Origin of the sequence: Halomonas sp. M1 (assembly GCF_029581375.1) — a bacterium.
Lineage (GTDB): Bacteria > Pseudomonadota > Gammaproteobacteria > Pseudomonadales > Halomonadaceae > Vreelandella.
The window spans coordinates 3,318,282-3,337,942 of record NZ_CP121119.1; the positions used below are offsets into that span (position 1 = coordinate 3,318,282).

The 19,661-nt window shown below is 51.9% G+C and carries 16 protein-coding genes; 14 read left to right on the forward strand and 2 right to left on the reverse strand.

The features are described from left to right. Positions 1 to 4: 4 nt before the first annotated feature. The 8 genes from P8S54_RS15220 to P8S54_RS15255 all read left to right on the forward strand — a co-directional run bounded on the left by P8S54_RS15220 (position 5) and on the right by P8S54_RS15255 (position 7,947). Positions 5 to 481 (forward strand): Lrp/AsnC family transcriptional regulator, encoded by a 477-nt coding sequence (locus tag P8S54_RS15220; RefSeq protein ID WP_009096641.1) that lies wholly within the window; start codon positions 5 to 7, stop codon positions 479 to 481. A 209-nt stretch (positions 482 to 690) separates the two neighbouring features. Further along, positions 691 to 2,187 carry an NAD-dependent succinate-semialdehyde dehydrogenase gene (locus P8S54_RS15225; RefSeq protein WP_281442409.1) on the forward strand — a complete coding sequence of 499 codons (1,497 nt, stop codon included), beginning with the start codon at positions 691 to 693 and terminating at the stop codon, positions 2,185 to 2,187. Between the two features lie 120 nt (positions 2,188 to 2,307). Continuing rightward, positions 2,308 to 3,741, forward strand: coding sequence for an aspartate aminotransferase family protein (locus tag P8S54_RS15230; RefSeq protein ID WP_281442410.1), 1,434 nt, complete (start codon positions 2,308 to 2,310; stop codon positions 3,739 to 3,741). 118 nt (positions 3,742 to 3,859) lie between these two features. Continuing rightward, positions 3,860 to 4,537 (forward strand): haloacid dehalogenase type II, encoded by a 678-nt coding sequence (locus tag P8S54_RS15235; RefSeq protein ID WP_281442411.1) that lies wholly within the window; start codon positions 3,860 to 3,862, stop codon positions 4,535 to 4,537. A gap of 24 nt (positions 4,538 to 4,561) precedes the next feature. Beyond that, positions 4,562 to 5,014 (forward strand): DUF302 domain-containing protein, encoded by a 453-nt coding sequence (locus P8S54_RS15240; RefSeq protein ID WP_281442412.1) that lies wholly within the window; start codon positions 4,562 to 4,564, stop codon positions 5,012 to 5,014. A gap of 85 nt (positions 5,015 to 5,099) precedes the next feature. After that, positions 5,100 to 5,447, forward strand: coding sequence for an antibiotic biosynthesis monooxygenase (locus P8S54_RS15245; RefSeq protein WP_281442413.1), 348 nt, complete (start codon positions 5,100 to 5,102; stop codon positions 5,445 to 5,447). A 55-nt stretch (positions 5,448 to 5,502) separates the two neighbouring features. After that, entirely contained in the window at positions 5,503 to 5,970 is a 468-nt protein-coding gene (locus tag P8S54_RS15250) for an S-ribosylhomocysteine lyase (RefSeq protein WP_009096636.1), read from the forward strand. A 225-nt stretch (positions 5,971 to 6,195) separates the two neighbouring features. Further along, complete coding sequence (locus P8S54_RS15255) at positions 6,196 to 7,947, forward strand: HD domain-containing phosphohydrolase (RefSeq protein ID WP_281442414.1); 1,752 nt, start codon at positions 6,196 to 6,198, stop codon at positions 7,945 to 7,947. Positions 7,948 to 8,043: 96 nt separating this feature from the next. Here P8S54_RS15255 and P8S54_RS15260 read toward each other — a convergent pair whose 3' ends face one another. Then, the gene (locus P8S54_RS15260; RefSeq protein WP_281442415.1) at positions 8,044 to 10,878 is read right to left on the reverse strand and encodes an EAL domain-containing protein; all 2,835 of its coding nucleotides are present in this window, start codon (positions 10,876 to 10,878) and stop codon (positions 8,044 to 8,046) included. A 933-nt stretch (positions 10,879 to 11,811) separates the two neighbouring features. Between P8S54_RS15260 and P8S54_RS15265 the strand changes: the two genes are divergently transcribed. The 6 genes from P8S54_RS15265 (at position 11,812) to P8S54_RS15290 (ending at position 18,768) form a co-directional block, all read left to right on the forward strand. After that, positions 11,812 to 14,157: a TonB-dependent siderophore receptor gene (locus tag P8S54_RS15265; protein WP_281442416.1), complete on the forward strand. Its 2,346-nt coding sequence runs from the start codon at positions 11,812 to 11,814 to the stop codon at positions 14,155 to 14,157. 10 nt (positions 14,158 to 14,167) lie between these two features. After that, positions 14,168 to 14,848 carry a Fe2+-dependent dioxygenase gene (locus P8S54_RS15270; protein WP_281442417.1) on the forward strand — a complete coding sequence of 227 codons (681 nt, stop codon included), beginning with the start codon at positions 14,168 to 14,170 and terminating at the stop codon, positions 14,846 to 14,848. A 243-nt stretch (positions 14,849 to 15,091) separates the two neighbouring features. Further along, positions 15,092 to 16,471 (forward strand): TonB-dependent receptor, encoded by a 1,380-nt coding sequence (locus P8S54_RS15275; protein ID WP_281442418.1) that lies wholly within the window; start codon positions 15,092 to 15,094, stop codon positions 16,469 to 16,471. A gap of 10 nt (positions 16,472 to 16,481) precedes the next feature. Beyond that, positions 16,482 to 17,378: a metal ABC transporter substrate-binding protein gene (locus tag P8S54_RS15280; RefSeq protein WP_281442419.1), complete on the forward strand. Its 897-nt coding sequence runs from the start codon at positions 16,482 to 16,484 to the stop codon at positions 17,376 to 17,378. Next, positions 17,379 to 17,984, forward strand: a complete 606-nt coding sequence (locus tag P8S54_RS15285; protein ID WP_281442420.1) for an ATP-binding cassette domain-containing protein — start codon at positions 17,379 to 17,381, stop codon at positions 17,982 to 17,984. Beyond that, positions 17,974 to 18,768: a metal ABC transporter permease gene (locus P8S54_RS15290; protein ID WP_281442421.1), complete on the forward strand. Its 795-nt coding sequence runs from the start codon at positions 17,974 to 17,976 to the stop codon at positions 18,766 to 18,768. Before P8S54_RS15285 ends, P8S54_RS15290 begins: the two co-directional genes overlap by 11 nt. 145 nt (positions 18,769 to 18,913) lie before the next feature. Here the strand turns inward: P8S54_RS15290 and P8S54_RS15295 are convergent, their stop codons facing one another. Further along, a complete protein-coding gene (locus P8S54_RS15295; protein ID WP_281442422.1) occupies positions 18,914 to 19,573 on the reverse strand; it encodes a DUF1826 domain-containing protein in 660 nt (219 codons plus the stop codon). Between the last annotated feature and the right edge of the window lie 88 nt (positions 19,574 to 19,661).

Sequence of the window (19,661 nt, forward strand, 5' to 3'; positions counted from 1 at the left end):
GGGCATGATGAAACTCGACCGTTATGATCTGAAAATACTCGACATCCTCTCCCGAGATGGGCGCATCACCAAATCGAAACTTGCCGAGGCGATTAATCTCTCGGTAAGCCCCTGCTGGGAGCGGGTAAAACGGCTAGAAAAGGCGGGCGTGATTGAAGGCTATACGGCGCGCATCAATGCAGACGTATTGGTGCCGCGTAACCCAGTGTGGGTGCAGATCGAACTCAAACAGCACAACGCCGAAAGTTTCGCCCGCTTTGAAACGTTAGTGATGCAAACCCCAGAGGTTACTGAATGTGTGGCGGTAGGGGGAGGGGTGGATTACTTAGTCAAGTTTGAAGCTCGCACCATTGATAGCTACCAGCGCCTGATGGATAAGTGGTTAGTATCTGAGGCGGGTATTGAGCGTTACTTCACCTACATTGTGACAAAAACGGTTAAGCGCGAGCCTATTGGAATTGACGACACTGATATGCTCTAGTGTGCTATTCGCTAACTGCCAAAAAAAACCACGCAAAAACGCCGTCTCACAAAAAAAGTGCAGCGATAACTCCTCGTTTTCAAAAACACTTCGTGGCCACTCTCCTTTACCCTAGTTACATCGAATCAGCTCGGCGTTAGGTCGAGCGATTCACCTTTATTTTTATAATGGTTTGTCGTCCAAGGTGGCTGCAGCCAGGGGAGGTGCCCATGACCACACTATCGACCACGCTCGCGAAACGCCTGGAAGATCCGCGTCTTTTCCGGCAGTACGCCTACGTAGACGGCAAGTGGACCCATGGCGAAGGTGGCCGTGAAGAAGCCGTATATGACCCAGCGACTAACGAAGCCATTGGGCATATCCCGCTCCTGGAAGCTGAACAGATTACGGCCGCAGTGGATGCTGCAGAGGCTGCGTTTACCCACTGGCGTGCGCTGCGCGCTGATGAGCGTTGCGAGCGGTTGCTCGCTTGGTACGACCTGATTCAAGCCAACCGTGAAGACCTTGCCACCATCATGACCCTAGAGCAGGGCAAGCCACTGCCCGACGCCCGTGGTGAGGTTCAGTATGGCGCTAGCTTTGTGCGCTGGTTCGCAGAAGAGGGCAAGCGTACCTATGGCGAAACCATTCCTAGCCACATTCCTAACGCCTCACTTGGCACCCTTAAAGAGCCGGTGGGTATTGCTGCAATGATTACGCCGTGGAACTTCCCGCTGGCGATGATTACCCGCAAAGCAGCGGCCGCGCTTGCTGCTGGCTGCCCGGTAATTGTCAAACCCGCCAACGAGACGCCCTTTTCGGCGCTGGCGCTGGCAGAGTTGGCCGAGCGAGCGGGTATTCCTGCCGGGATTTTCAACGTGGTGCTGGGCGACCCGGCGGAAGTCTCGAAAATTTTGTGTAGCGAGCCGCGTATTCGTGCGCTGTCGTTCACCGGCTCCACGCGTGTAGGGCGCCTATTAATTGAGCAGAGCGCTAATACCGTCAAGCGTCTTTCCCTGGAGCTGGGTGGCAACGCGCCGTTTATTGTTGGGCCAGATATGGACCCCAAACAAGCCGCCTATGCGGCCATCGACGCCAAGTTCCAAACCGCTGGGCAGGATTGCCTTGCCGCGAACCGTATTCTGGTTCATGAGTCGATTCACGATGAGTTCGTTGAGCATTTCAAGGAGCGCATGCTGGCCCTCACAGTGGGAAATGGCTTGCAGAGTGAAATTGACCTTGGCCCGCTCATTCATCGTCAGGCGGTAGAAAAAGCGGCAGCCATTGTGGATGACGCCATCTCCAAGGGCGCTACCGTGAGCGGCGGCGACCAAAGCCAAGCGCCAGGTGAGAACTACTTTATGCCGGTTATGCTGACAGGCGTGACCCCCAAAATGAAAGTATGGCGTGAAGAGAACTTCGCCCCTGTGGCAGGCATTACTGCTTACAGCACCGACGACGAAGTGATTGAAATGGCTAACGACACCGAGTACGGCCTGGCGGCCTATATCTACACCCACGATATTCGCCGTATCTGGAAACTGATGCGCGCGCTGGAGTACGGCATGGTGAGTGTCAACTCGGTGAAAATGACGGGCCCGCCGGTGCCTTTTGGCGGTGTGAAGCAATCCGGCCTTGGCCGTGAGGGCGGCGCCACCGGTATCGATGAATATCTAGAAACGAAGTATTACTGCTTGGGTGCTTTGGGCTCAGTATCGGGTAGCTAACGACGGATCGCTCAGTCAGGCCTTTGCTCGCAGAGCAGCAGTTATTGCCTAAAAAAGTGCTTACTTATTAAAAATACCCTCCTCGCTAACCGAGGAGGTTTACCGTATAGAGAGAACGTTATGAGCTTGCATCAGGATCTGATTGAACGCGACCGCAAAGTTACGTTCCACGCTTCTACCCACCTGCGCGATTTTGCCCACGGCGATGCGCCGGGCCGCGTAATTACCGGCGGTAAAGGCATTAACATTGTGGATAAAGATGGCCGTGAGTTCATCGATGGCTTTGCGGGGCTTTACTGCGTCAATATTGGCTATGGTCGCACCGAAGTTGCGGAAGCGATCTACAAACAAGCCCTGGAACTCTCCTACTACCACACCTACGTGGGTCACTCCAACGAGCCACAAATTGAGCTTTCTGAGCGCATTCTAAAAATTGCCGGCATGAACATGTCCAAGGTCTACTACGGCATGTCCGGCTCGGACGCCAACGAAACCCAGCTCAAGATTGTGCGTTATTACAATAACGTGCTGGGCCGCCCGCAGAAGAAGAAGGTCATTTCACGCATGCGCGGCTACCACGGTTCAGGCATTGCCTCTGGCTCGCTGACCGGTCTGAAAGCATTTCACGACCATTTTGACCTGCCGATTGATACCATTCGCCATACCGAAGCGCCGCACTACTATCTGCGCGCCGCCGAGCAGCATGGTATGACTGAGCTGGAATTCTCCTCCCTCTGTGCCGATAAGCTCGAAGCGATGATTTTGGATGAAGGCCCGGATACCGTGGCCGCCTTTATCGGTGAGCCGGTACTGGGTACCGGCGGTATCGTGCCGCCACCAGAAGGTTATTGGGAGGCCATCCAAGCCGTGCTGACGAAGTACGATGTGCTGCTGATTGCCGACGAAGTAGTGTGTGGTTTTGGACGCACCGGTTCCGATTTTGGCAGCCACCATTACAACATGAAGCCTGATTTGGTCACCATCGCCAAAGGCCTCACCAGTGCCTACCAACCGCTTTCCGGCGTGATTGTGGGTGACAAAGTATGGAAAGTGCTTGAGCAGGGCACCGGCGAGTTTGGCCCTATCGGCCACGGCTGGACCTACTCCGGCCACGCCTTAGGGTGCGCCGCTGGACTTGCCAACCTGGATATTATCGAGCGTGAAAACCTCGTAGGTAACGCCGCAGAAACCGGCGCTTACTTCCAAGCTCAGCTGAAAACCGCCTTTGAAGGCCACCCCTTGCTGGGCGATGTGCGTGGTGTTGGCCTGATGGCAGCGCTGGAGTTCTCACCAGATGCCAAGCAGCGGCTGCACTTCGACCCAGCGCTGAAAGTTGGCCCCCGTGTCGCTGCGGCGGCAATGGAAGAAAGTTTGATAGCCCGTGCAATGCCACAAGGCGATATCCTGGGTTTTGCGCCGCCGCTGACCATTAACCGTGACGAAGTTGATGAGATGATTGGCCGTACCAAACGTGCCATCGACCGTATTACCGATGAACTGGTGCGCTCGGGCGATCTCAAAACCGGCGAACAAGAAGCTGCCTTTACCGTTTAATAGGGCTGAACGCCGGTCAAACGCCGCTGTATATCACAGCGGCGTTTTTGTTTTTCAAACAGACAGCTATGCTAAATGCATGAGATAACGAGTCACAAGCATCAGGGCGGGAGTTACTATGCAACCGGTATTAGCATTTGATGTGTACGGTACGTTGATTGATACCCAGGGCGTAACGGTGGAGCTTGAAAAGCGCCTGCGCGATTCTGCAAAAGCAGGCGATTTTTCCAAGCGCTGGCGGGAAAAACAGTTGGAATACAGCTTTCGCCGAGGACTAATGGGCGCTTACGTGCCGTTTTCAGAATGTACCCGTGAAGCATTGGTATTCACCGATCGTGCGATGCAAACGGGCCTTACCGATAATGACCAAGACCACTTGATGGCGGTGTATGCGGAGTTGCCCGCGTTTCCTGATGTGGTGCCTGCACTTGACCAATTGCGCGCTGCAGGTATCCGTTGCGTCGCGTTTTCTAACGGTACTCATGAAGCGGTGACTAAACTACTTGCCCGGGCAGGCGTAGAAAGCCACATGGACGCGGTGGTTAGCGTCGATGATGTAAAACGCTTTAAGCCTGACCCCGCCGTGTATGCTTATTTACGTACCCGGCTAGAGGTTCGGCCAGAGCATACCTGGCTGATTTCCAGCAACCCCTTTGACGTGATTGGAGCTACTCATGCAGGGCTGCGCAGCGCCTGGATAAGACGTCACGCTGACGCGCCCTTTGACCCCTGGGGCGGTGAACCTGACATGACCGTCGCTGACCTTGAAAGCTTCGCCGACCGCTTGCTCAAATAACCTTCCCTAAGCTAAGGAAAAAGTATGCGTTTTACTTACTATGCCGCCGTAGCCGCATTAATCGTTGCTCAACCTGCATTCGCATCCTCATCAACGGGAATTGAGCATGTTGATAGTGAGCGCTCATTCGAGCAGGTGACCGACCAACTAAGTTCGGCACTTGAGGAAAAAGGACTCATGCTGGTAGCAAGTATCGACCATGCGCAAAATGCTGCCGACAACGGACTCTTGTTGCCCGCTACCACCACGTTTATTTTTGGTAACCCTAATGTCGGCACCCCGATGATGCAGTGCAATGGTAGCGTTGCATTGGATTTGCCACAAAAAATGGTCGTGCGAGAAACGGATAATGGCGTTCGTATCGAGTGGAACGACCCACGCTATCTCGCTGAGCGCCATCGCTTAGAAGAGTGTGATCTGCCGCTTGATAACGTGACCAATGTATTGCGCAACGTAGCCGAAAGCGCGGCTCAATAGCATCATGAACGCTGTAGCGTAACGGCTGTCAATATGCCCAGTGGTCGCCCATAATAATGGCTGTTCAATTATTTAGGATGTCAGCATGTCGGAAAAAATTTACTGCATCGCCAGTTTCAAGCCTAAAGCGGGTAAAGAAGAAGCGGTCTTTAAAGCGCTACAGGGCCTAGAGCCAAACACGCATCGTGAAGATGCATGTATTCACTACACCGTCACGCGCCAAATCGATAACCCCTTCGCTCAGGGCACCAGCTACCCCATCGTGTTCCATGAAATTTGGGCCAGCCGTGAAGAGTTTGAAGCGCACTGCCAGCGTAAAGAGATCCAAGATTTTTTCGCGGAGCATGTCGAATCACCTGATGGCGATATTGAAGATGCCAACGTGTGCGTTTACACCGATGAGCCGTGGAATTTTGACGCTCCCAAGGTGTAAAAAGCGGCAAGAGTGTAGAATACGCCCATGACACACACGAAAAAATGGAGCCAACATGACTGAAAAGAAAATGAACGTCGAAAGCTTTAACCTGGATCATACCAAGGTAAAAGCGCCTTACGTCCGCTTGGCCGATATTAAAGAAGGCCAGCACGGTGACCGTATCCATAAATACGACCTGCGCATCTGCCAGCCTAATAAAGAGCACATGGACATGCCCGCGCTTCACTCTTTGGAGCATTTAATGGCCGAGCTGTCGCGCAATCACACGGATAAAGTGGTTGATATTAGCCCGATGGGCTGCCAAACCGGCTTTTATATCGCGATGATCAACCACGATGATTATGACGGAGTGATCGACATCATTGAGCAAACGCTCAATGATGTGCTGAATGCCACTGAAGTACCCGCTTGCAATGAGCTGCAGTGCGGCTGGGCCGCCAGCCATAGTTTGGAAGGTGCGCAGGAACTTGCCCGCAATCTGCTGGCTAAGCGCAACGAATGGACAAACGTATTCGCGTAAGCTAGGCGAATACATATGACATTACATGAATGCCTCCGTGCTCTATGTAACTGCACGGGGGCGTTTTTGTAAGTGGTTGTTGATAACAATTGGAAACGCAATAGTTGTTGTTAATATAATACTTTTTAGCTAGTTTAAGTTATTAAAAGCCTGTATTTTTAAAATATTCGATACTCCATATTCGATACCCCATCACTGATAATTAAAACGACACGGGGAATAACGATGCATACCCTCTACCAAAGTAAAAACCCATCCGCAAAAGTGTTACAAACCTTTATCAAGCATGAGTACGAGCTTTGCATCTACGCTAAAAATGTACCGTGTACACTAGCGGCTGAGGTAGTGGGGCTAAGTCTCGATAGTGGACAGCTATTGTTAAAGGTGGAGTCACAGGGAGATAAGATAGAGGACTATTTAGATGAAGAGTGCATTAATTTTGACATTGAGGCCCTTCACCCCTATGAAGCCAGTGATAAGAATAGAACACTAAGACGTGATGCGTACAGTATTAGCAATGTACCTGCAGTGGCGACAAAGCTAAATGCCGGTATCTATCAGTTAAAATGCACACTGCCTGCGTCTGTTTTTTTAGTGGAGCACCGTGGCACTGCCAGAATCCCCTTTATTTTAGGGATGAGCGCAGGGGTGAGTATTGAAATTTATACTAACGGTTTGGTAGTAAATGGCTCTTTGCGCAATATTTCAGTAGGTGGCTGCCTAGTGGAGATTAGTATTGAGGATAGTAATGCGCTAACCGTTGGTCACCTGTTGCCCGGGGTCACCATAGAGTTTCCAAACGGTACTTACTTTCGCGCAAACGCGTTATTGCGCCATATACGGCCTTTTGGGCACCATGGCTATGCCGCGCTAGGTATACAGTTTGAAGCGCTAGACCCACAGCAGACAGAAGAGATTTTTCACCTGGTCTCCGAGGTAGAGCGCGAGGCTGCTTATCGTTCAGGTATTAATGAGAAAATAGTCAGTCATTCGTATCTTTTTCTACCCGGTACAAAACAGAAAACGATTCTCCGTCGTGAGGAGCAAAGCCTGGAAAAGCGCAAACGTCAATCACCTATACAACGCGGTGTTTTGGAGTTAGCACATCAGCTTCAGTATGCACTGATGTATATTAAAAGCCGTGAACACTTCCCTGAAAAAACACTTTATGACTGTGTTGAAACGGTGCTTTATTTTGTCAGGCAAGATAGAAAAACAGCGCTGTATTCGCTCTCCTTTTTGCACAATGAGCCGGACTGGGTAAGGCACGCCATACGTGTGGCCACGCAAATCGCTGATATGATGCTATTAAGGGACGCCTATTCAATAAGCATTAGGGAAGTGGTGCTAGGCGCTTTGTTGCATACCATGGGTAAGCCCTTAATGGTGAGCGAAGAGTTACCCTCTTTAAAAGAGAGCATGAACGCACGTCAGAAGCTTCTTTTAAAGCAGCATGTTAATGTTCTGATAGAAAAGCTAACAGCGCTAAAGTGGGTGCCTAGTGAGATATGTGAAGATGTAATAATGAATGCTAACGAGCGGCTGGATGGCACGGGCTACCCACGAGGCTTAAAAGATGAGCAGTTAACAGAATTGGTTAAGCTCGTATCAATTATTAAGGCGGTTGATAAGCTAACCCATGTACGCAATGGAATTCAACCCCGTGCACCTCTAGATGCCTACCGCATAGTTAACGAACAGCACGGTAGCTATGATAAAGCGATATTGGTTGAGTATATTCAGTGCTATGGCCTTTATCCTATTGGTAGCTTGGCAAAGTTTTCAGGTGGCTTTTTAGCATGGATAATGGATGTTGATAATAAAGGTATGCCGGTGAAAGTCGATGTGGTTAAAAACTTGGCCTTTAGGGATACAAATATCGATACTATTTTAGACATGAACGACTTTGGCCAAATCGGTAGGCTGGAGGGCATTGTCGATCCGGATGATTATGGTATTCAGTTTGCAAAAATGTAACCGCGATAGGTGAGTTGACCTGTTTTTAAATGCTCTACATAAATGCCCTACAGGGCAGGGCGTGTTAAAAACCACTGTATCCAGTTATGTGTTGTATCAGTGTGATTTTAACCATTTTGCCATAAACTCATCAGCAGGCAGGGGTTTGTCGTACAAATAGCCTTGTCCCTCTTGGCAGCCCATCTCACGTAGGGCTGTGGCCAGCTCGCAAGACTCCACCCCCTCAGCAACCGTGACCATGCCCAGGCTATGGGCCATCACAATAATTGTCTCCACAATAGTGCGGTCGTGATGGTTGTTTAGCATGTCGAGAATAAACGACATATCAATTTTGAGCTTATCGGCTGAAAAGCGCTTTAGGTACGCCAGCGATGAGTAGCCTGTGCCGAAATCATCAATGGCTAGGCCGTAGCCAGCCTCTTTTAGAGCTTGAGTTATCGCCACGGCTTCCTCGGGGGCTTCCATAAAGCCACTCTCAGTCAGTTCAAGGCAAATTTGAGAGGGCAAGACGCCATGGGCAATACATTTACGCTGTAGGTTGTCGATAAGCCGGGGGTCTTCAAAGTGGCGAGACGCAATGTTGATGGCTATTTTTCCGGGCATGGTGAGCCCTTCAGACTGCCAAGCGGCCAACTGGCGAAAAACGTCGTTGATGACCCAGTTGCCCAGTGGAATGATAAGGCCGCGTTCTTCTGCCAAGGGTATAAACTCATTCGGGCCAACAAACCCCAGCACGGGGTCGTACCAGCGACAAAGGGCTTCTGCACCGGTTAACAGGCCGGTTTTGAAGTCAATTTGCGGTTGATAATGAAGGCTTAATGACCCGTTGACTAGCGCTTCAGAGAGCCGCTTTGCCATATCCAATCGCGAAGCAAGTGCAACCCCCATCTGTGCTTCAAAAAAGAGATAAGGTAGTTTTTGCTGCTTGGCTTGGTACATGGCAATATCAGCGTGCTTCAGTAGTTCCCGGGCACTCTCTGCATCGTCTGGGTATAGCGCAACGCCAATACTCACTTCTAGCTCAAAACTCTGACCATCGATGACCAGAGGGTCCGCCAGTGCATGCAGCAAGCACTCTGCCGTGTGAATAAGTGAGCGTTGAGTGCTTGGTTCGATGAGCACCACAAATTCATCGCCCCCCAAGCGAGCGAGATACTCATTGCCCGTAAGGGATCGCTGGAAGGCCGCCGCCACCGCCTTTAAAACCTTATCGCCAACATCGTGCCCTTGGGTATCGTTAATCTCTTTGAAGTGGTTAAGGTCGAGCAGCATTAAGCCAAGGCCGTGGTCTTGTTCTACCGCATGATCAAAGCCACTTTCCAGGCGCCGCATGAATGCAGTGCGGTTAGGTAAGCCGGTACCTGGGTCGTAAAAAGCGAGTTGGCGAATATGTGCTTCATCTTTTTGGCGCGCCAGCTCTGCGGCAACGCCCGAGGCGAAAATCTGTAACACGCTGGAAACTAACTCGGTGTCGTGTAGCGGTTCTCTGTACATTACGCCTAACAACCCAATCGCCTTGCCCTCATTATTATCTAACCGTCGGCCTGCGTAGGCACGCACCCAGTACAGTGCATCACGCCCCTCCACGGGAAGTGATGACCCAGCACCGTCAGCCACAATACACTCACTATTAGCTAACACTTCTGCACAGGGAGAACCTGGTAGAGTGTAGGTAAAATTAGGCTGCCGCTCCCCATCAATCACGACTGCCAGCGTATCAGCCCGATTGGGGTCGCTGGTATTAAGCCGAGCAATAAACGCTAAGTCTGCGCTTAGCGCATCTGCCATATGGTGAGTTAGCTGATCGAGAAACTCCTCACCTGTGCGTGCAGAAACAGCCAGGGTAATTTTTAATACCGCGCGCTGAATGCGTTGCTGAGCCGCTTTACTGCGTAGCGTATCAATACCAAAGGCGACGTTACCTGCTAGTGCATTAAGTAGCTGTAATTCATCGTCGTCGAAGGGTTGAGTATCAGGCTTATAAAGTGCCAGCACGCCATAACATTGGTCGTGGCACTCAAGGGGGAGGCACACGACGCTGCGTAGATGACAGGCTAACGCAATGTCTTTTTGCGAGCTAAAAGCAGGGTGGTTTGCAATATCAGCAAGCTGTATAGGTGTGCAGCAGCCTACTTCGGTGTGCTCCAGATGCGGAGAAGCCGCATAAAACTCCCCGAACGCCGCCACAATAGTCGCTACGTGGTCGTGTGCCTTGCCTGCGGCTGCTTGAGGGGAGATTACATGCCTATTGCCCGGCTGTGAATAGCCGATCCAAGCCATCGAAAACCCACCAATCTCAACGGCCTGCTGACAAACTGTGTCTAATAATGCTTGTTCACTACTGGCTTGGGTAATCACTTTGTGGCTATGGCTAAGTAGCTTTAAGGCTTGCCTTTTGTAGAGCGTGCGCTGCTGCTGGCGCCGCTTTTTTTCAAGCCGGGTAATCTCCGCCCCGATACTCACCGACGCCATGCGTAGTACTTCCGCCGAGTAATGAGAGTCTTCAATAGCGCTGGGGCTGGCGTTAGCGGCTGCTACAAACCCAATGGATCCTCTTTCAGAGTGAGCTGCCGAGGGTAGGGTGAACGGTACGCTTAAATAATCATCAACACTTAGTGTAGGGAGCAGCAGGTTGTGGGGGAAGTGTTGCGCAGTGCTTGGGTGGATATTTAAATTGATTGTGTTGTTGGTAGCGCTTGGAGGCACATCTTTTAAAGAAAACGTGACGTTATTAAGTAAACTTCCTTTAGACCACATTGCCAGCGTGGTGGCCTGTTGATGCTTATCAATACGAGCAATTATTAAATGGTCGACTGCTAACAACGCACCAAGCGCCGCTGCGACTTTTTCAAAGTAGGCTTCGCCATGCGCTTCAGAGAGCACGTCGGCAAGGCGATGGAAGATGTTAGCGTCTGAAACCTGGCAATTCATTGATTTTCCTAAATAACTGCCGCTAGCAGAAATGGTTTGGCGTAAGGTTATTGGAAGTTTTCTAGCGAGGCTTGGAGAATGAATTTTATGAATAAATAGCCTGCGTAAATTTTGAACAGTACGAAAGTTGATTTTAAAACTAGAGTTGTTTAAACAATTCACTGCTTGATGTTCATAAATAAAAATTATAAATTAGAAAATTTTAATGTAGATTAATTTAATTTTTTGAATGATACGTGCTTCACCCTTATGACAGTAATAGTGGGCTACTCACTGAGCGGTTATACCAATAGTATTGACAATCATAAAGTTAATAAATGATAGCACGAAAGCTAATGCGCTCGTCGAGTATTCTTTTATGCCGCTTTACAAGGGAAGTATAACTAACTCAATGGAGGTGTAGAGCTATCTTCGAGAAAGCACCGTGTATTTACCCTCCTAGGTAGATGGCAGGAGTACGCCTAGAAATTATCGTTAACCTAGACGATAGGAGTAGCTTGCCCCTGGGAAGGAGAAGGGCTGGGATGCACTAACCCTTATTCTTCACAGCCCGCCTATCCGATGCTTTTAATAAGCGCAATCTTGTCTGTCTGCATACGCTTTGTTGCCTTTGAATGGGGTGATGAAGTAGAGAAAATATTTCAATAATTTTTAGCTATAGGCTCCTAATTGATTGAGACAGAGCGTACATCTCACAGCGCCCCGTTGCTCAGTGAGCAAAATCCCCATGTAAGTTGTTGAAATAGGCGGTTTAGTTAGCATGCTATTGGTGTAAATAATAATTGTTTGCACTTGCGAAAATGTTCTTATTGGGTAATATGGCCCAAATAAAAAAGCGCCTCACTCTCATTATCATTCTCATTTTTTGATCGGGATGATAGTTCACGGTCGTCTTACCGGTGCTTTTAAGTCTTACACAAGGGAGCATGCACCATGTTAACAACGAAGAAAAAAGCGCTTTCCAGCGCAATCAACTCACACACTTTTAGTGCGGTGAGCGCTCGCTCATCCTCTTATGCACGCACATTGCTTACCGCTAGCGCCTGCATTCTTGCAACAGCAGGCGTTAATGCTCACGCACAAACCGCCGCAGAGGCCTCAGCTGAGCTTGATACGGTCACTGTGACAGGCTACCGCGGTACGTTTATGGATAGCGTGAAGTATCAGCGGGATGTATTGGAAACACCGCGCATCGTAACGGTGTTGACCAGTGACCTACTGGAAGACCAGAGCGTTACCGAACTGCGCGATGCGCTGCGCAATGTTTCTGGCATTAGCCTGCAAGCAGGTGAAGGTAATCCACCCGGTGGCGACCAGCTTAAAATTCGCGGTTTTAACGCACGTGACGATATTAACGTGAACGGTAGCCGCGACCTGGGTAACTACTTCCGCGATCCTTTCTATGTCGATCAAATCGAGGTGGTTAAAGGCCCTAACTCGGCGTTCTCTGGCCGTGGTTCTGCGGGAGGCACCATTAACTTTGTGACCAAGCAGCCGTTAATGGAAGATCGCAACCGAATAGAAACCTCTGTGGGCACGGATGAGTTGTTTCGTCTAACCGGTGACTTTAACCGTCGTATAGATGATAACAGTGCGTTTCGTCTCAACTTGATGCATCACACGCAAGACGGCCATGGGCGCGACGTTGTGGAGCATGACCGCCAAGGCGTGTATGCCGCTTACGTGTGGGGGTTGCAAGAAGATACGCGGGTAGACGTTGATTTCTTACATACTCGGCAAAATAACGTTCCCGACCAGGGGATTCCACTTGATCGGGAAGGATTTAGTGGTGACCCTTCGGGCTTAAATGATCGTGGCCGTACGCCGGGTGGTCAGCGCGCAGGCGATGGTTACTACACTGGGCAGCTGCCGCCGGGGATTGATTACAGCAGTTTCTACGGGCATGTTGATGACTATCAAAAGATCAACGTTGACCAGCTGGGCGTCGCCGTTGAGCACTATGTCAACGATGGCTTGAGCGTGCGCAACCAGTTCCGCGCTAGCCGGGTAGAGAATGATTCCATTACGTCGTCACCGCGAATCAAAATCCCTGAAGCGGCTTGGGGAAGCGGCGATTTTTCCCAGGCTCAGGTGCAAGGTGATTTAAAACCGCGTGACCAAACAGACACGTCGTTCTTTAACCAGACGGACCTGCTGTTCTCATTCGATACGGGGCAGATTGGGCATGACTTAGTCGTTGGTGCTGAAGTGGGTTACGTGGATATCAAGAATGATCGACGTCCGGATCAAAACGGACCCCGTACCTCTCTCTATGATCCTGAACGTCGCGTTAGGCCTGAGGTTTACTACGATGGCACGCGTCACCGGCTTGAGTCGGAGCAGGTGGGGCTTTATGCGCTGAACGTGGCGGCGCTTGCGCCTCAGTGGGACTTACATACCGGCGTGCGCTGGGATCATGTCAAATCAACCGCCACGGATACTGGCTATGATGAACCGATTGGCCCAGTGTCGCGAACGGATAGCGAATGGAGCGGTAACCTAGGGTTGGTCTTCAAGCCAACGGAAAACGGTACTGTGTATGCCTCTGTAGGTACATCATTTGATGTGACCGGTACCTTTGATCGTGGGCTGGTGCAGCTAGCCGGTGGTGGCGATGCGACCCAAGGGGGCCGCGAAGACATTATTGATGAGTCTGCCTTCAATACCGATCCAGAGCGGACCATTGCCTATGAACTGGGTACTAAGTGGAACGTTGCCGATAACCTGCTGCTGAGTGCTGCATTGTTCCGTACGGATAAGAACAATGCACGCACGCCGGCTCAGGGCGGCGGAGACCTACTTGATGTGCTGGACGGTAAGCAGCGCGTTGAAGGCTTCGAGATTGGCGCCATGGGTAGCTTAGCCCCGGGTTGGGACTTGTATACCAGCTACACGTACATGGACTCTGAAGTGCGTAGCTCTAATAACGCGTGGGAAGTTGGGTCACGTTTGGGCGGTACGCCGCGCCATACGTTTAACGTGTGGTCTGACTACGAGGTGACACCGCAGTGGAGCATTGGTGGCGGTATGGAGTACGTCGCAAGCCAGGTCAACAGCGTGGCGTCTGAACCGGGCGCGCGCCGCCGCCAAGTCGACATCGATGGGTATTCGGTGTTCCATGCGTCAACGGCTTATCGCTTTACCGATGAACTACAGCTACGTGTGAATGCCTTTAACCTGACGGATAAAGACTATATTTCTCAGCTAGCGGAAGGCGGTGCGCAAGGGATTCCTGGCCCAGGCCGCCATGCCATTGCAACGCTTCGCTACGACTTCTAAGAGCTAACCTATGATTGTCAGTTTTGAAAATATTCTGACACCTGAAGAGCTGGCGACCATGCGTCGCCAGCTATTAGAGGCCGAGTGGGCGCGTGGCATTAGTGCGGGCCCACAGGCACGACAGGTGAAAAAGAACCTGCAAATCCCAGAGCAGTCACCGGTGCTTCGCGATATGCGCACTATCGTGATGCGTGCATTAAACCGTACGCCAGAAGTGATGAGCGCTGTACTGCCTTTAAAAATTATTCCACCTAACTTCAATCGTTACACGGTGGAAGATAGTCATTACGGTAAGCACATTGACAGCACGTTGCGTCCACTGCCAGACGGCAGCTATTTACGCACTGATGTGTCGGCAACGCTGTTTCTGTCTGTTCCGGATGAGTACGAAGGGGGTGAGCTGAAAATTACCGACACCTTCGGCGAACAAACCGTTAAATTATCGGCAGGGAGCTTAATTACCTATCCGTCGGGTTCGCTACATGAAGTCACGGCGGTGACAAGCGGTGAGCGACTGGGCTGCTATATGTTCATGCAAAGCCTGATTCGCGACACAGAAAAGCGCCGTTTACTTTATGAAATGGACACGTCGCTGCGTCGACTAAGGTCGGAGCAAGGAGAGGCGCACCATGAGTTGGTTGCCCTTACGGGCACGTATAATAACCTGGTTAGAATGTGGTCGGAGTGTTGATTGCTAAATGAAGGTTGCCTGTTAGGTTTCGATTGTTGACCGGCGCGTAGTGCGCCGGTTTTTTATGGCAGACCTCTTCACGTGGGCTCTTCTTGAATTATGTTATGTTATAACATAATATTTTTAAGAGGTGTCGGCCACTAGAATGCAACTGTGGGCGTCTGCCGTTAATAAATGACTGATAATTATATTATTAATATATTGTTATGATATATCATAACATATTGTGTAAGAGATTGATTAATGAGTAAACGTGGGTTGAAGAGTGTGCTTGCAGGACTGACGACCGCAGCACTTTTTATACCGCCCATCGCGGTGGCGGAAGGCAGCAGAGATACTGGCTTGGAAATTGATGTCTCGCTGATTTTGGAAGGATTTTTTTATAACGAAATATCCAGCGGTAATCAGACGCTGGCTGGTTTTTCAGGCCATGATCATGGCCATGACCACGGACACAGCCACAGCCATGACCACGGTCTGAGTGAAGGCTTCAACCTTGGGCATTCCGAACTGATCATTGAATCGCGGCTGGGCGACTTATTAGATGGCACGCTGCTAGTAGGGTTTGATGAGGATCACATAGAAGTTGAAGAAGCCTACTTAGTTACGCGTGCGTTACCGGCAGGGTTTCAGCTTAAGGGTGGTAAGTTTCTGTCAGACGTGGGGTACATGAATAGCCGCCACCCGCATGACTGGAACTTTTCTGATCGTCCGCTGGTAAATCGTTTCCTATTTGGTGACCACGGTCTGCAAGAAACGGGGATACAGGCGAGCTGGGTAGCGCCAACGCGGACGTTTACACGATTCGGTATTGAAGTGTTACAGGGAGAAAACGGCCACTTTAACCGCTTTGTCGCCGTCGCCAGTGGTCACGGCGATCACGGGCATGGCCACGATGATCACGGGCATGGTCACGACGATCACGGGCATGGCCACGACGATCACGGGCATGGTCACGACGATCACGGGCACGGACACAGCCATGGCGGTGCCCCTTATTCAGAGCATAGTGCGCCAACGCTATTTACTGCCTTTGTGAAAACAGGGCCAGATCTTGGAGCAGACCACGCACTGCAATTAGGCGCGTCGACTGGTTATAACCGTCAGGTAGCTCGTGTAGAAGATCACGGCCATCACGCTCATGCGCTTGAAGGCGATGCTTGGTTTGCAGGTTTAGACCTTGCTTACCGTTACGATGCCGGGCGCTCCTATGGCCAAGGCGACTGGCGTGTTACCAGTGAATACTTCCACGTTTGGCGCAATCTTGACGAGTACGTTGAGCATGGCAACTGGGAGCAGCGGGACCGCCACCGTGAGCGTCAGGATGGAATGTACCTAGAAGCTGTTTATGGCGTAGCGCCCCGTTGGCAGGCAGGCTTGCGCACCGAGGCATTGGGTCTGACCAATAAAGTGGTCGACTTTCATCCTACGGAAGTAGAGTCGCTTAGCACCTCTTATCGGCATAGTGCCCAAGTGACGTTTCGCCCTGTTGAGCAGGTGTTTTTACGCACTCAGCTGAGCCACAACGACTTCGCCGCCAACAATGGCGAGCGTGATCGCGGCTTGGAGCTAATGTTCCAGGTCAATGTGGCACTAGGGGCACACGGCGCCCACCGTTTCTAAGGAGCGTTAAATGCGACTTATGCTGAAGCGCAGCGTTGGGGCTCTCGCCCTAACGCTGTTAATAAGCCTGCCGTTCCCAGCGCTGGCGACACTTAATATCGTTGCGACGACGGCAAGTCTCGGTATGTTAGCTAACGAAGTAGGTGGGGATCAGGTGTCGGTGACCGTGTTGGCTGCCCCAGACCGCGATGCCCACTACCTGGACGCGCGCCCCAGCTTTATGGCGGCGCTGCGTCGGGCCGATGTGCTGCTGGAGGTGGGAGCGGGCCTAGAGGAGGGCTGGCTCCCTGCAGCTCAACGCGGTGCTGCGAACCCAGCGGTGAATAGTGGTCGTGACACACACTTTGTTAGCGCCAATATTTTACCGCTTAGGCGCTCTATCACCATGGATGGTCCGAACGTTGGACATGTGCACGCTGAAGGGAATCCGCATTTCAACGTCGACCCACTGCGCATGGCGACGCTGGGTGAGGCATTGGCACGTCGATTAGCGCAGCTGGATCCAGAGCATGCCGAGGATTACCGTTCCCGCGCGGACGTCTTGGCAAGAGCCCTGCGGGATGAAGCGAAAGAGCTCGCAGCGGGCGTGGCTGAGCAGCGCATCGTGGTTTACCACGAAGATCTTGACTACTTGGAAGAGTGGTTGCCGGTAAACGTAGTGGGGTACCTGGAACCTGCGCCAGGTATTCCACCAGGAGCACGCCATCTACGCGAGCTAGTTGACGAGTTGCAAGGCACAGCTGGCCGCGTGCTCTACGCCAACTTTCAGCCCGCTAGGGGTGCGGAGTTTTTGCAACGTTACCTGGCATGGCCCGCGTCAAGCGTCCCTTTAGAACCACAGACACCAACGCTAGAGGGGTATCTCACCCTGATGCGAACATGGGTCGACGCGCTGGAGGCGCGCTAAATGCCAAGTGCTGATGTGATTGTGGCGCTAGATCAAGCATCGCTCGGTGTGGAGCGTGCCTTGGTAGGGCCGTTGAGTTTGATCATCCCCATGGGGGCAAGGCTTGCGATTACTGGGCCGAATGGCAGTGGTAAGTCACTACTGCTCAAAGCGATTGCTGGTCAAGTAGCGGTGTTTTCCGGCGATTTTTGGCGCTATCCAAAGCTGACACTGATGCTGCTGGCTCAGGAGAGTATGCGCCGCGACCCCTGGCCGCTTTCAGGTCATGACTGGTTTGCTGCCATGGGCATTGTGCCGCCTGAACTTCCGCGTTTAGCGGCACTGCTGCCGAAGCGGATTGACTCCCTTAGCGGGGGGCAATGGCAGCTTTTGAGGCTGGCGGCTGCATTAACACCCCCTGCAGGCGCAGGCGTTAAAGTACCGCATCTAGTGATGTTGGATGAGCCGGCGAACCATCTGGATCAGGCGGTTAAGCAGATAGCCGTTGAGCTGATGAAAGAGCTTTCTCAAAATGTCACGCTGCTCATGCCCGGTCACGACCGTGGCATGATCGACGCCTGTGGTGCTAAGTCACTGCCATTGGAGGCGTGTTTGGATGCTGCCTGACATGCTCTGGCTGCCGCTGCTGACAGGTGTTGGCATGACGCTGTTGCTTGCATTAGCAGGTGTTGGGCTGTTCCTGAAAGGATCTGCTTGGCAGGCGCTGGCGCTCAGCCAATGGGCGGCGGTTGGCGGTGTCGCAGCATCGGCGCTGTCTTGGCCGGTGCTCCCTATAGCGTTAGGGGTAAGCGGGGCGATGATGTGGCTACTGCGGGTGCAACGACAAGCGGAGCATGCAGCGCTAGCGAGCTTTTTGGCTGGTTTAGCACTAGTGACACTGCTGGCCGCCAACGCACCGCAAGCTAGCTTAGCGGCAGCGCGTTGGGCGGAGGGGCAGCTCTATTTTGTGGTGCCTTCGGACACATGGGCAGTCATCGGCTTAACGCTGGTTTCACTGCTGCTGTTCTGGACACTTAGGCGGACATGGTTGCGGGGGCAGTTAGCGCCTAACGTGGCGTCGTGGGTCACACCCAGCTTATCCGCGCGTCTTTTAGAGGCTGGGTGGCTGGTGGCAGTGATTGTCATGGGAGCTATGGTGTTTGGCGTTCCTGCGGCGCTATCGACGCTGCTGTTTCCCGCCTGGATGAGTGCGCTACAGGCTCGCTGCCTGCAGCACTGGATACAACGCACTATATTGCTTGGGCTCATTACTTTTATGGCCGCTTGGTGGTTGAGCCTTTGGTGGGACCAGCCCTTCGCGCCGATGCTAATTATAACCCATGTGGCCATGGGTATGCTGTTATGGGGGCTGCGCTTGCTGCGTGTTTTACCAGGGCGACCGGGTGGCTAAAGTCGACGCTAGTATCGCGCCATCCTGGCCTTAGTGCTGTGGTGTTTAAGTGCTGATGCGATTTTTTCGACCTCTTTAGCGGCGCTCTTTTATGTCCGTGTGGTGCAGCGAAGGCGCGTTGGGTGGACCATATAATGGAAGAAGGTTAAGCCGGGTCAATGGTCAGCAGTAACCGCTTTTGGCCCTCATTAAGTGCTGGGCTGCGGTGTACTAAACCGCGCTCTTCACTGCCTTCCCAGCCGCTGCCTTTTATCAATCCAATGTCGCCTGCTTGCATGCGCTGAATGGCGTGGCTATCGCGTACGATCTCTGGGCGGTTGGGCGCAGGGGCGCCTAGTCCTGCACGGTTAACGGCGTGTTCGGGCAGCCATTCGCTGCCAGGGCCCGCGTAGGTGGCGACTAAGCGCACAGGGAGGTTATCGCAGTGAAAACGCGGGCACATGGCGGCGGTTAATAAGCGTAGCCGAATGCCGACGGTGTCGGTATCAAAGAGATAGGCGATGGCTTCGGCAACCGTCGCAATATCCTCAATCAGTGCATCCCCTGCTGAGGGTTCTGGAAGTTTGCGGTAGAGGTCTTCTCTCAGTGCGTCTGTTGGGCTGCCTAGCCATCCGTACTGCCAATCGCGGCTAGTTTGGCACTGGGCATTTGCGCTTATCGCTATTTCAGCGGGCAGCGTGCGTTTGAAAATAGCGATGCTAATGTGTTCTTCAAAAATACGCGGCAGCACGCTGATGTCACTATCTATAGCGGCGTTTGGGTATACATCTAGGGTGGTCGCTGTCGTTGAATAGGGGGTAGGCATAGCAAAGCTCCTAGGGAAGTATGAGTCGAAGTGCTTTATTTGTTATGTTATAACGTTTTTATCAAAAGGAGGCCACCCATTGCAACGT

What these genes read in the sequence shown, in the direction of transcription:
- P8S54_RS15290 (WP_281442421.1), top strand. Translation starts at nt 17,974, where the DNA reads ATGCTGCCTGACATGCTCTGGCTGCCGCTGCTGACAGGTGTTGGCATG.
- P8S54_RS15295 (WP_281442422.1), bottom strand. Translation starts at nt 19,573, where the DNA reads ATGCCTACCCCCTATTCAACGACAGCGACCACCCTAGATGTATACCCA.
- P8S54_RS15255 (WP_281442414.1), top strand. Translation starts at nt 6,196, where the DNA reads ATGCATACCCTCTACCAAAGTAAAAACCCATCCGCAAAAGTGTTACAA.
- P8S54_RS15235 (WP_281442411.1), top strand. Translation starts at nt 3,860, where the DNA reads ATGCAACCGGTATTAGCATTTGATGTGTACGGTACGTTGATTGATACC.
- P8S54_RS15240 (WP_281442412.1), top strand. Translation starts at nt 4,562, where the DNA reads ATGCGTTTTACTTACTATGCCGCCGTAGCCGCATTAATCGTTGCTCAA.
- P8S54_RS15280 (WP_281442419.1), top strand. Translation starts at nt 16,482, where the DNA reads ATGCGACTTATGCTGAAGCGCAGCGTTGGGGCTCTCGCCCTAACGCTG.
- P8S54_RS15275 (WP_281442418.1), top strand. Translation starts at nt 15,092, where the DNA reads ATGAGTAAACGTGGGTTGAAGAGTGTGCTTGCAGGACTGACGACCGCA.
- P8S54_RS15250 (WP_009096636.1), top strand. Translation starts at nt 5,503, where the DNA reads ATGACTGAAAAGAAAATGAACGTCGAAAGCTTTAACCTGGATCATACC.
- P8S54_RS15270 (WP_281442417.1), top strand. Translation starts at nt 14,168, where the DNA reads ATGATTGTCAGTTTTGAAAATATTCTGACACCTGAAGAGCTGGCGACC.
- P8S54_RS15220 (WP_009096641.1), top strand. Translation starts at nt 5, where the DNA reads ATGATGAAACTCGACCGTTATGATCTGAAAATACTCGACATCCTCTCC.
- P8S54_RS15245 (WP_281442413.1), top strand. Translation starts at nt 5,100, where the DNA reads ATGTCGGAAAAAATTTACTGCATCGCCAGTTTCAAGCCTAAAGCGGGT.
- P8S54_RS15225 (WP_281442409.1), top strand. Translation starts at nt 691, where the DNA reads ATGACCACACTATCGACCACGCTCGCGAAACGCCTGGAAGATCCGCGT.
- P8S54_RS15285 (WP_281442420.1), top strand. Translation starts at nt 17,379, where the DNA reads ATGCCAAGTGCTGATGTGATTGTGGCGCTAGATCAAGCATCGCTCGGT.
- P8S54_RS15230 (WP_281442410.1), top strand. Translation starts at nt 2,308, where the DNA reads ATGAGCTTGCATCAGGATCTGATTGAACGCGACCGCAAAGTTACGTTC.
- P8S54_RS15260 (WP_281442415.1), bottom strand. Translation starts at nt 10,878, where the DNA reads ATGAATTGCCAGGTTTCAGACGCTAACATCTTCCATCGCCTTGCCGAC.
- P8S54_RS15265 (WP_281442416.1), top strand. Translation starts at nt 11,812, where the DNA reads ATGTTAACAACGAAGAAAAAAGCGCTTTCCAGCGCAATCAACTCACAC.